Genomic DNA, 11,694 nt, shown 5'->3' with positions numbered 1-11,694 from the left:
GCAGTGATTAGCGCAATAATTTTAGATACCCAAAACACACTGTTATGCACCGGGTAGCTGTCAACAATATCGCCCATACCACTGTGGCGTTCTCGCCAAACCAGCTCTGCGCTGTAATAAGCAATAATAATAAACATAAATATAGCGGAGGCGTTTTGAATAATGCCCACCATGTTTTGTGTGAGCGGCCAATCTGTTGTGCCATATGCGCCAATAGGCGCAAAAAGTGGTGCGAGTAACGTAATAATACTGACACCCGCTAAAATCATAAAAGGAGCACTTAATATAACCTGCTTAAGCTCAAATAAGCTGCGCATTACTAATTGCGATTGCGTATTGACCCCTTTTGACTTGTAATTTTTAGCACTGCTAATAAGTGCTGCTTGTTTATTTTTTACAAACGTAGAGACAGCAAATTGCTTTTTCTGTTTTTTAGTGACTACGCGGTTACCTAACTTTCCGAGGCCAAAAAACATCGCTAAACTTAGTGCTACCCATAAAATACGGTTAATTAAAAAATCGCCCGAAAGCGTTAACACTTCAGTATTTTTATCACTTACAGTCCAGTAACGGGTTAAGTCAATTAATGAACCAGTGCCAAATGGGTCTGCGTAAACAACAATATTTCTAAACGCTAAATCGTCAAAATAGATACTCGCCAATTGGTAACTTATATAGATCACCACGGCCGTTACATATACCGCCATCATGGTTTTAAAATAAACCGCCACACTATTAAAAATAGCACTGAGGACCAATAAGCTTGGCACCGCTAAATATAAAAAAGGCGCAGCGTAATATATAAACTTATTAGGGCCTACTAGCTCACTATCAAGCCAGCCAACCAACAAGCCAAACTGAGATCCCAAAAATACGCCTAGTGGCACAGTTAAAAAAACAACGAGCACAACCAAGTAAGCACCAAAAAAACGCCCTGATTGATAAGCAAGCGGGTTAACGGGCTTACTAAACACCAGCTCATCCATTTTGGTCTCGCTGTTGCGAATCGCTGAGCTTGCAACAAAGTTAACCACTAAAAACATAGCAAGCGTACAAAAGGTAACCGTTAAAACCATAATGGTATAAGGCGAATTCATATGAACATTAGCCCCACCTAGCGGAAACTTACTACTGGAGCTTATAAAAAACGCCATAAAAAAGAAGATTAATGAGGTCACATAAAACGAAGGCTGGCGCACAAAATAGCGCAGCTCAAACGCGAGCATATTAAAAAACATAGCGCCCCCTTATGCTACTTGGCTGTTACGATGATTAAGCAAAGTAGAAAAATATACATCTTCTAGGTTTGCACTGCTGAGCTCAAAACCTTCAGGGGCTTCATTGGCTAATACATGTAATATGGTTTGCCCAGCAAATAAGCGTTTTGAAATAACAGGCAGTTGCGGCTCTAGCTCTAGTGCTTCTTCTTGGCTCATGGCTTTGCGCCAAATTTGGCCTTGGAGTTTATCGGTAAGGGCAATGGGGTTACCCTCTAATAATATTTTTCCGCCTGCCAGTACGGCCATGTTTGGGCAAAGCTCTGCCACATCTTCAACAATGTGGGTCGATAATATAACGACTTTTTGCTCGCCTAAGCTTACTAGCAAGTTATGAAAACGATTTCGCTCTTCAGGGTCTAGGCCTGCTGTTGGTTCATCAACAATTAGTAAATCAGGGTCACCTAGTAAGGCTTGTGCAATACCAAAACGCTGGCGCATACCGCCCGAAAAGCCACTTACCGCTTTTGAGCGATGTTGATATAAATTAGTATGTGCAAGCAAGCCTTCTACCGACTCTTTACGCTCGCCTTTGTTATGAATGCCCTTTAAAACAGCCATGTGGTCCAGCAAGTCGTAAGCACTAACACGTGGGTATACACCAAAATCTTGCGGTAGGTAACCTAAACGTTGGCGCAAAGCCTGTGGGTCTTTAAAAACATCAATACCATCAAACGTGATTGAACCCGAATCGGCAGATTGCAACGTAGAAATAGTACGCATTAGTGATGATTTACCCGCGCCATTTGGCCCTAGCAGCCCAAACATTCCTTTTCCTATAGATAAATCAACACCTTGTAGTGCATGTACGCCATTATCGTAGGTTTTAGATAACCCTGTTATTGATAGCATTTTTACTTCCTTGAATTTTAATAGTTTTTTTATTGCGCTTTTTATACCACATTAAAAAAAGGAACATAAGTTACACCATGGTTAATTTTGTAACAATAAATAAACACAACAGGTAATAATACTTGCCTCGCATTTATTCAGTCGGTATAAAAACCACACACACACTTTATAAGAAGCGTAAAGCCATGCAAAAACATCAAAGCCAACCACTAAACGATTTTATAGAATACCCTCACGATGAAATGCTAAAACGCGCAAACGAATTTTTACAAACCAGCCAGCGCCGCCATAGTATTCGCAGCTTTAGCGACCGACCTGTGCCTAAAAATATAATTGAAGCCTGTATAAAAGCAGCAGGTACCGCGCCAAGTGGAGCGAATCATCAACCGTGGCATTTTGTAGCTATAAACAGTAGCGATGTAAAAAAACAAATAAGAGAGGCCGCCGAAAAACTAGAGCGCTCTTTTTATGAAGGCAGAGCAGGAGAAGAGTGGCTTGATGCGCTAAAACCATTAGGTACCGACGCCAATAAACCCTATTTAGAACATGCGCCTTGGCTTATTGCAGTGTTTAGTCAAAAAAAAGGCGGTGTGAATACGGATGATAAAAACACCAATTATTATGTGCACGAATCAGTAGGGCTGGCTACTGGATTTTTAATACAAGCCCTGCACCGCTGTGGCTTAGCTACGCTTACCCATACACCTAAACCAATGAGTTTTTTAACCGACATTTGTAAGCGCGACAAAGACAACGAACGTCCTTACATGTTACTTATTGCGGGCTACCCAAGTGACGATGCAACTGTACCTGCCCATGCACTTGATAAAAAGTCGCTTGATGAGATTGCCACTTTTATTTAAAGCAAATTACTCAGCGGTACTTTGCTTACAAAACCATTCGTATAGTAACGTAATAATCGACTCAACTTTTGGGTCGATTAACGAATAATAAATTGTATGTCCCTCACGGCGAGTTGCCACTAGCTGGGCTTTACGTAAACTCGCCAAATGCTGAGACAAAGCAGACTGTGCCAACGGAACATTTTGATTTAACTCACCTACACTTTGTTCACCTTGCAATAAACTACATAAAATCATTAAACGGTTTTTATTTGCCATTAATTTTAAAAATTGCTCTGCCTGCTGAGCGTTTTCTGCAAGTTGTTCAATATTCATTGTGATACTTAATTATTTTGTGTGTTTTAATTATAGACTTTTACATTAGTAAGTTCTAATATAATTAACATTAGAAAAAACTAATGTTAAGGTCAATTCATGAAAATAAGTGACGCCATCCTCTTAATTGGCGGAAGTGCCGTTACAATTTCTGTGCTTTTAATCTACTTTGTTGATAGTAACTTTCAATTTTTAACGTTATTTATTGGTATTAACTTAGTGCAATCCGCCTACACTAAATGGTGCCCATTAATGACTTTTTTGCGCAAAAGAGGATTTACAGACTAATGCTTACTTCAATTCCTGATTTACTAAAAATTATCACACCTAACCAACGCCGTATTGATGCAGCGCAAGCAAAGCAAGAGCTAGAACAAAATAAAGGTTTACTTATTGATGTACGCGAACCCGCTGAGCATGCCAATGTAGCTGCGGTAGGGGCAGTAAATATTCCACGCGGATTACTCGAAATGAAGCTAATGGAAATAGAAAAAGACGCTGCACGCCCTATTTACTTACATTGTGCCAGCGGTGCCCGCGCCACCTTAGGTGCAGAAGCGCTAACCCGCGTAGGCTACGAAAACGTTACCGTTATTACGTGTAATGCAACGCAAGTAAGTGAAGTTTTTTAATTGCTTCACAAAAAAGTAACCTAAATTGCCTACACTTTGCTTTTTACACTTTACAGGTACAAAGCAATGGCATTTACACGGAGAAGTTTTTTAAAAGCATCGGCAGCAGGATTTGGCGCTGCCGTATTATCACTTGGTTTAACAGGTTGTCGTTTTGACGATGATGACGACACACCCGTTAGCTTTGACCACGGCGTTGCCAGCGGCGACCCGCTAAGCGATAGCTTAATTATTTGGACCCGTGTAACCCCACTCGATGTAACAACTAAATCGCTAAAAGTACAATGGCAAGCCGCCACCGACCAAAGCTTCACAAATATTGTTCACGATGGTGAAACACATATCAGTGATACCACCGACTTTACTCTTAAAGTTGATTTACAAGGGCTTGATGCCAATACCGTATATTACTATCGCTTTAATGCACACGGAAAAACCTCCCCTATCGGACAAGGTAAAACGCTTCCTGTCGGTGCGGTTGAACAGGTGAAATTAGCCGTTGTATCGTGCGCAAATTACCCTGCCGGGTATTTTCATGTGTATGGCGAAATTGCTAAGCAAAGCGATTTAGATGCGGTACTGCACTTAGGTGATTACATATACGAATACAGCAATACGGGTTATGCAACCGAAGACGCCGCACAGTTAGAGCGACTGCTACCCTTAGATAACAGCAGCGAAATTATCGCACTGACCGATTATAGAAAACGCTATGCAAATTATCGCCTCGATGCCGACTTACAAGCAGCCCATAGCCACTGTGCATTTATAACAGTGTGGGACGACCACGAAATCACCAACGACACATGGCGCGAAGGCGCAGAAAACCATAACGAAGGTGAAGGCGAATTTAGCCAACGTAAACTCAATGCACTACAAGCCTACTTTGAGTGGATGCCAATTCGTAATGTAGCCGACAAAGAACGTATTTACCGACGCTTTGAGTTTGGTAATTTAGTCTCTTTATACATGCTAGATACCCGTGTATTAGCCCGTGATGAGCAGCTTAACTATAGTGATTTTGACCTTACCTCCCCTGCCGGGCAAAGCGCATTTGCTGCAGCAATAGGTGCAACTGACCGTGCATTATTAGGCAGTGAACAACTTACATGGCTTAGTGATGCCATCACTACCTCAAGCACACAGTGGCAAGTGTTAGGGCAACAAGTGCTAATGACAAAAATGCACTTACCAGTAGAGGTCATGTTACTACTTTCTAGCTTACAAAGTGCTCAGGCAAATGGTGGCGATCCAAGTGAATTGCTCGCACAGGCCAATGTATTATTTGCAGAGCTGGCGCAAATTAAAGGCCGTGTATTAGCGGGCGACCCAAGTGTAACCGAGGCAGAGCTTGCCCGTGTTCAAACCACCATACCGTATAACCTTGATGCGTGGGATGGCTATGCCTACGAGCGAGAAGTATTATTAGGTACCGCTATTGCAGCACAAAAAAACTTAGTAGTTTTAGCCGGAGATACTCATAACGGCTGGGCGGGACAGCTTAAAACTGATGCCAGTAACCCTATTGCAGCCTCACAAAATGCTGGGGTGGAATTTGCAACGGCATCGGTTTCATCACCTGGGCTTGAAGAATATTTAGCGCTAAACACACAAGATGCGCAAACCGTAGCGCAAATAGAGCAAGTAATTGCCTTATTAGTTGATGACCTTGCTTATAATAATTTAGTAGAGCGCGGCTATTTAACCGTTACATTTACACCTGCAAAAGCCAGTGCTAAGTGGAATTATATAAGCACAATTAAAGCGCGCGAATATCAGGTTGTTGAAAGCCGTACCAAAGAGCTAAGTATGCTGGCAGGTCAGGCTCAATTACAAAACGCTTAACGCTTCGCCTCTAAAGCTGCCAAACGCGTATCTATGCGCTCTACTACCTCAACTAAGCGAGCAAGTAATGCTTGGTTGAGGTGATCTTCAGCAAGCTCCTGTGTTTTAGGGGCTTGCGCAGCTAAGTTATCTTTTTGCTCAAGTATGGCTTCTCTAAACTCACTGGCATTTTCAACACCAAGTAATGACACCAATGCGCCATGACCCGACTGCCCTGCAGTTTCAAAGCTTAAGCGGTATAACCCAAAAAAGCGCATAAGCGGCCCTTGGTTCAGCCCAACATCGGTTATTTTTTCAAGTGGTATAGATTTTTCTTCTTTAAATAAAATGCCGCGTTTAACAACCAGCTTTTGCGTGAGTAATTGCGCCGACATAGCGGCCAAAATTTTACCTGCCACCAGCCATACAACAAATAACACCACAGGTATAAGTGGAATGGTCACTAATGCAACGGCACTAAAAAAGCATGCCATGGTCATCCAGTATTGCTTCACTTTGGGATCAAAGCTGGCACTTTTTAAAATAGGGTTGCTCATTGGTTTATCCTCATTCCCATTTTATTAATCTAATCAAACGTATGCCTTTATTCAACTTATGTGATCAACGTCTTCAATGCAATTAACCCACTTACATTCAGATAAACTTTCATACACTCTCTTACAAACGCCAATCGAAAATATAGCTACACTAAAGCCTAATAGCGTTGCGGCACACTTCACTTATCGCAAACAATTTTCACTTTTTACTTAACATCAAGGCTCCTATGAACACTTATATACAAAACTCACTACGGTTATTAGTTGGCACACTTGCACTTTGCAGTATTACTGCTCAAGCTGAGTCGCAGTTTTCATTAGGGGGCGGTGTCATTTCTACCAGCTCACCTTATGCAGGTACCGACAGTGAAACGCTATTTTTACCTATCATTACTTACGAAGGTGAAAGGCTTAGTTTTAAAGGTTTGTCGCTTGATTATAAATTAGTGGAGCAGCAAGGTTTTAACTGGTCATTAGTTTTAGAGCCAGGTGATAACTTTGATACCTCAGATTCAGACCTTGCAGCCATAAAAGCCTTAGACGATAGAAAGCTATCACTCTACGCAGGTACGCAGGTTAGTTACACTGCAAGCTTTGGTAAAATAAGCGCCAGTGCTACTCATGATGTAATAGGCCACGGCGATGGCGCTAAATTTAAAACCAATTACAGTTACCCTATTAAGTTATCTAAACAACTAATGCTCATTCCTTCTGTGGGTGTTGAGCTAAATAGCAGTGATGTATCTAACTATTATTATGGTGTAGCACAGGGCGAATCTGCCACCTATGCGCCTTACGAACTTGGTTCTACGGTTAACTATAATGCGGGTTTATTTTTAATGTATTACATTAACAAAAACTGGAACGTAAATGCCATGGTTAACTATAAGCAGCTCGATTCTGATATTGAAGACTCACCCATTATTGATACCGATAACACCACAACTGTTATGATGTCGGTTAACTATCGTTTTTAATGTCCCTTTTGTTAGGCATTAATTAAGCATTAAAAAAGCCGAGCATACAGGGCTATGCTCGGCTTAGGTTTGGGAAAATATAACTGCTACTGCTTATTAATAAGTATGCTTACATTTTCTCTATCTGGGCCTATTACATTAAACGTGTAATTACCCGATTCGGTAATGCTCAGTGCTATATTGGCACCTACCGCTTCAAGTGGTGTTAGTTCATCAATTACCACTACCGGCGTATCGCCTGCTCCACCGTAATCCACTGTACTCCAATCTTCAGACGCTACTTTAAATTCGTAGTCGCCTACTTCTAATTCAATAGAAGCAGAGTAAATTGCATCACCCTCGTACATAAGCGGGTTATCAGTACTCCATTCATTTAAGCTGCCGCGAATAAATACCGGTGTTTGTGCAAACATTTCGCCGTTGAGCACTTTTAGCGTTACGTTATTTAAATCACTGGCGTCAAATATAAACTGGTATTCACCTTGCTCGGCAATGTCTATGGTCATATTTGCGCCCGCAACCGACAACTGCTCAGCGGTGCCAACCATTACACTGGCATCACCCTCAGCCGAGCCATAATCAACCGTGCTCCAATCTTCTGACGCTACTTTAAATTCATAGCTTGCAGCGCTCAGTGTTTTAGTAAAGGTGTAAATGCCTTTACCTTTATAACTTAGCTCATCGGTTACTCCCCAATCATTAAGCGTACCGCGCACATAAATAGCAGTGCCTACAAATGGCTCTTCGTTGTATAAAGTAAGCGTTGGATTTTCAGGGTTTGAAGCATTAAGCGAAAATACATAGGTTGCATCAATAGCAGCGCTAAAGGTCATGTTTGCACCTGAGCGCGTTAATGGCTCACTTTGATTTTCAACTACATCTTTATCAGCGTCAGTAAGCGCACCAAAATCAACCGTAGACCAATCTTCTGAGGCAATTTTAAATTCGTAATCGCCAGCGCTTAGTGCAATTGCTATACGGTATTCACCCTCGCCAATATATTCAAATGCATCGCGTGTGCCCCAGTCGTTTAAAGTTCCGCGCACAAACACAGCGGTGCTGCCATAAGGTACTACATCAGGCGCACCTACGGTCGCATTTGCACTTAAACCAACACCTTGGCTCTCACCTTGGTTTTTAGTAAAAACAGCTAGTGTGTAGGGCGGTACAGTAAATGTGCCTTCGTTATCGCCTTGGGCAAAATTGGCGCTGGCCATGCTTGCATCAACACTGTTTTTTAATACGTCGTGTAATTCAAAACCCGCTGCAGTGGCAATAGTATGGCTAAGGGTTTGCTCGGTTGCGTTAATCATCACTACAAGCGCGTCAAATGCTGGGTCTAAATCTGTTAATCCTTCGCCATCATCAATGCTCATTACAATTAAGCCATGTTGCTGCGCTTTACCTACGTTATGAAAACCCACTCGCTCAATGACATCTTGCTCTGTGGTTAATCTAAATAGTGGGCTGCTGCTACGTATTTGTAAAAACTCGTTAAATACATCACCTGCATAGGCTATGTCTTGCGGCATTGCCTGTGCATCTGGATTAGCAGAGATAGGCATAATTTCAGACCATTTTTCTTGGTTTTTCTCTGCGTTTGGTAAACCAATGTTCCAGTTATTATTCTCTTTGGTTAAATCAACAGCATTAAACCAATCACCGGCATTATAGCTATCACGATCCATTGACTTAGAACGCAGTAAATCAGCGCCCAATTGCATAAAAGGAATGCCTTGGCTCATAAGTGGAATAGACAATGCCATGTTGTGCGCGCGCACACGTTGCTCAATACTCATGCTTGATGCATGTTTGTATTGCAACTGATCCCACAGTGTTTCGTTATCGTGTTTTGATACGTAATGAATGCTATCTGCTGGGTCTAGTGCATACGCCGTTGGCTGAGTATTCCAAGTAAAGCTATTACCTTTAGATGAATTACCTTTAAAGTCTTTTAAAATGTAATTTTGTAAGTTGCCCGCCAGCGATAACCGTAACGTGTCTTGTTCGGCTAGGTTGCCATCTGTCGGGTTATTGCTAAACATTGCACCACCACGCACGGCTTCACGAATACGGTCGTTAAATGTACCCACCTCTGAGCCTGCCATATCAGCCTGTTTAGCTTGTGTGAATAAACGATTGTTAGCTACTTCACCAAAATCCCAGCCTTCACCGTAAAAATAGTTATCAGGGTCAACTGCCTGCACGGCTTCACGCGCAGCTAATATTGATGATTTTGGCATATGCCCCATAACATCAAATCTAAAACTGTCGTAGCCAAATTCACGCGCTAAAATAACCAATGAATCAGTAACAAACTTATCCATCATTACATGCTCTGTAGCTGTATTTTCACAACACGTTGAGCGCTCTATTTCACCACTTACTTCGTTATAGCGATGATAGTAACCCGGTACTAGCTTATCAAATACCGACTTGTCCCAAATACCCGACGACGTTGTATGGTTATAAACCACATCCAGTACAACACGAAGTCCTACTTCTTGCAGTGATTGCACCATAGCGCGGGTTTCTTTAACGCGGGCAATGCCCTCTGGGCTTGAGGCATACGAGCCTTCAGGCGCTATAAAGTAATGCGGATCGTAACCCCAGTTAAAGCCGTCTAAATCACGCATCGCACTGGCTAATGCTTGTGCATCATCTGAGCCAGGGAGGTAACTTTGCATAATATCGACAATGGTGCTGTTTTTATCTTCGATTTTACATGCATCAGCTTCATCGTTAATACGCTCACATAATTTACCCAAGGTGTCTGTAATTTCCACACGCTGTGAGGCATCCTCTTCAATGGTGCCAATATCAGTCACTGGCAGTAAATGAAAGTGTGTTAAGCCTTTATCTGCTAATTGCTTAAGGTGCTGCATTGGCACGCTTTCAAGTTCAGTGAATGCAAGGTATTTACCGCGGTTTGCTTCGCTTACAGACTGATCACGCACACTAAAATCACGTACGTGGCCTTCATAAATAACCGCATCTTCTGGGTTAGTAATAGTGGGCACGATACGTTCATCCCAGCCTTCTGGTTTAGTGTCATCATCGGCTAAATTAATCAGCTGGCTGTATAAACCATTGGTAGATACATTGAGTGAGTAAGGGTCTGTACTCCAAAGCGACTCTATTTGCTGAGTCAGTGGGTGGTAAACATCAAAATTAAAGCGGTAGTAGTGGCGGTCGTATTGCATATCTAAACTTGCCTGCCAAATACCCGTCTGTGTATTTAATGTCATTGGTATAGAGTGTACTTGTGTTTTTGCATCATCAAACACGTTTAGCACCATGTTATCAGCGGTGGGTGCCCACACAGTTACATCAATCGCGTTATTGCCATAAGTTACGCCAAGTACAGCTTCGTTAGCATCGTCTTCGCCTTGTGTGTAAAGGGCATCGAGTGCTTTAGCGGTTTGCACATAGCTTGCTTCTAGCAGCTTACCTTCACTATCGTAACCGGCAATAACAAGCTGCGATTTTATAAGCGCTTTAGCCGTGTTTGTATCCCAACTTCCTTCGTATGCGTTCCAAGTGGTTAAATGCGGTACTTTTGCCGCTTGCTCATCAGTTAAACTGCTTGATTGCAGCGTAACAGTATCGCCGTTTAAACCAGTATCTATATCCACTTCCAGCTCAGCCGTAGCTGATGAATGCAACTTAATTAGGCTTGTAAGCTCGTTACTTGGTTTATACAAAATAGTATTTAAATCAATCCAATGCGCTGAAGCACCTGCTATAGCAACGGCGCGTTCGCCCAAACTTAAAATAGGGTATTCAAACACCGAAGGCTCACCATGAATGGTAAAGTTCATACGTTGAAAGGTTTCATCGTCTTGCATCAGCGGCATGGTTAAATCCACATCACCAAACGCTTTACCTGACCCTTCTGTACCAATATGAATAATAAAATTGGCACATTCGTTATAACCCTCTTTAAGGTTAATTATCCAATACGCACCGTAGTTAGGGTCAATACCATCGTATTCATGGCCGTTAGCCCAATCGCTGGTATCAAATGGCGGTGCATAAGCATCGCATATCTCGTTATTCCACGAATGTAATCGGTAGCCTTCGTAGTTATCATCGGCTAGGCGGTTATAAAATAAAACCGCCTCTCCTTCCCCTGCAAATACCACAGGGTCTGGCAGGGTTGGGTCGGCGCCAACCACACAGCTTTCGTTTTTATCATCCGGTACAGTAGGCGCTGCACACGTTATAGGCTCAGGGTCCACACATTGCGAGCCTGCTTCGTTTGGTACTTGTGGCACATTACAGGTTAAAAGCTGCTGCCCCGACTCAACTTCATCTGTCCCACCACATCCTGCTAATATCATTAACCCTAAGGCTATTAGCAAATATTTAGACATTGTTATAATTTTCATTTTTAA

Annotated in this window: 9 protein-coding genes and 1 pseudogene; 5 read left to right on the top strand and 5 right to left on the bottom strand. The window is 42.3% G+C overall.

Going from position 1 to position 11,694, the window contains the following annotated elements; all coding sequences use genetic code 11:
- Both B2R65_RS03190 and B2R65_RS03185 read right to left on the bottom strand, forming a co-directional pair.
- Window positions 1–1,238, bottom strand: a pseudogene (locus B2R65_RS03190) (hypothetical protein); the annotation flags it as partial.
- Window positions 1,239–1,247: 9 nt separating this feature from the next.
- On the bottom strand, window positions 1,248–2,129 hold the full coding sequence (locus B2R65_RS03185; RefSeq protein WP_029773142.1) for an ABC transporter ATP-binding protein: 882 nt from the start codon (window positions 2,127–2,129) through the stop codon (window positions 1,248–1,250).
- A gap of 185 nt (window positions 2,130–2,314) precedes the next feature.
- Between B2R65_RS03185 and B2R65_RS03180 the strand changes: the two genes are divergently transcribed.
- A complete protein-coding gene (locus B2R65_RS03180) occupies window positions 2,315–2,992 on the top strand; it encodes a nitroreductase family protein (protein WP_039972480.1) in 678 nt (225 codons plus the stop codon).
- A 6-nt stretch (window positions 2,993–2,998) separates the two neighbouring features.
- On the opposite strand, the gene B2R65_RS03175 is transcribed toward B2R65_RS03180, so the two are convergent.
- Window positions 2,999–3,307 carry an ArsR/SmtB family transcription factor gene (locus B2R65_RS03175; RefSeq protein WP_024033876.1) on the bottom strand — a complete coding sequence of 103 codons (309 nt, stop codon included), beginning with the start codon at window positions 3,305–3,307 and terminating at the stop codon, window positions 2,999–3,001.
- A gap of 99 nt (window positions 3,308–3,406) precedes the next feature.
- Between B2R65_RS03175 and B2R65_RS03170 the strand changes: the two genes are divergently transcribed.
- The 3 genes from B2R65_RS03170 (at window position 3,407) to B2R65_RS03160 (ending at window position 5,784) form a co-directional block, all read left to right on the top strand.
- Window positions 3,407–3,595, top strand: a complete 189-nt coding sequence (locus B2R65_RS03170) for a YgaP family membrane protein (RefSeq protein WP_286741049.1) — start codon at window positions 3,407–3,409, stop codon at window positions 3,593–3,595.
- Window positions 3,595–3,939, top strand: coding sequence for a rhodanese-like domain-containing protein (locus B2R65_RS03165; RefSeq protein ID WP_054983350.1), 345 nt, complete (start codon window positions 3,595–3,597; stop codon window positions 3,937–3,939). The genes B2R65_RS03170 and B2R65_RS03165 overlap by 1 nt, the downstream gene beginning before the upstream one ends.
- 66 nt (window positions 3,940–4,005) lie before the next feature.
- Window positions 4,006–5,784, top strand: a complete 1,779-nt coding sequence (locus B2R65_RS03160) for an alkaline phosphatase D family protein (RefSeq protein ID WP_286741046.1) — start codon at window positions 4,006–4,008, stop codon at window positions 5,782–5,784.
- On the opposite strand, the gene B2R65_RS03155 is transcribed toward B2R65_RS03160, so the two are convergent.
- Window positions 5,781–6,320 carry a PH domain-containing protein gene (locus B2R65_RS03155; RefSeq protein WP_096740265.1) on the bottom strand — a complete coding sequence of 180 codons (540 nt, stop codon included), beginning with the start codon at window positions 6,318–6,320 and terminating at the stop codon, window positions 5,781–5,783. The genes B2R65_RS03160 and B2R65_RS03155 overlap by 4 nt on opposite strands.
- Window positions 6,321–6,547: 227 nt before the next feature.
- On the opposite strand from B2R65_RS03155, the gene B2R65_RS03150 reads away from it, so the two are divergent.
- On the top strand, window positions 6,548–7,297 hold the full coding sequence (locus tag B2R65_RS03150) for a MipA/OmpV family protein (protein ID WP_286741040.1): 750 nt from the start codon (window positions 6,548–6,550) through the stop codon (window positions 7,295–7,297).
- An 86-nt stretch (window positions 7,298–7,383) separates the two neighbouring features.
- Here the strand turns inward: B2R65_RS03150 and B2R65_RS03145 are convergent, their stop codons facing one another.
- A complete protein-coding gene (locus tag B2R65_RS03145) occupies window positions 7,384–11,688 on the bottom strand; it encodes an alpha-1,6-glucosidase domain-containing protein (RefSeq protein WP_286741037.1) in 4,305 nt (1,434 codons plus the stop codon).
- Window positions 11,689–11,694 lie beyond the last annotated feature (6 nt).

The sequence above is a fragment of the Pseudoalteromonas sp. UBA2102 genome (assembly GCF_002331165.1).
In the GTDB taxonomy this organism is placed as follows: domain Bacteria; phylum Pseudomonadota; class Gammaproteobacteria; order Enterobacterales; family Alteromonadaceae; genus Pseudoalteromonas; species Pseudoalteromonas atlantica.
Note: the sequence above shows the minus strand (reverse complement) of the source record. Positions and strands in the feature narration are given on the sequence as shown.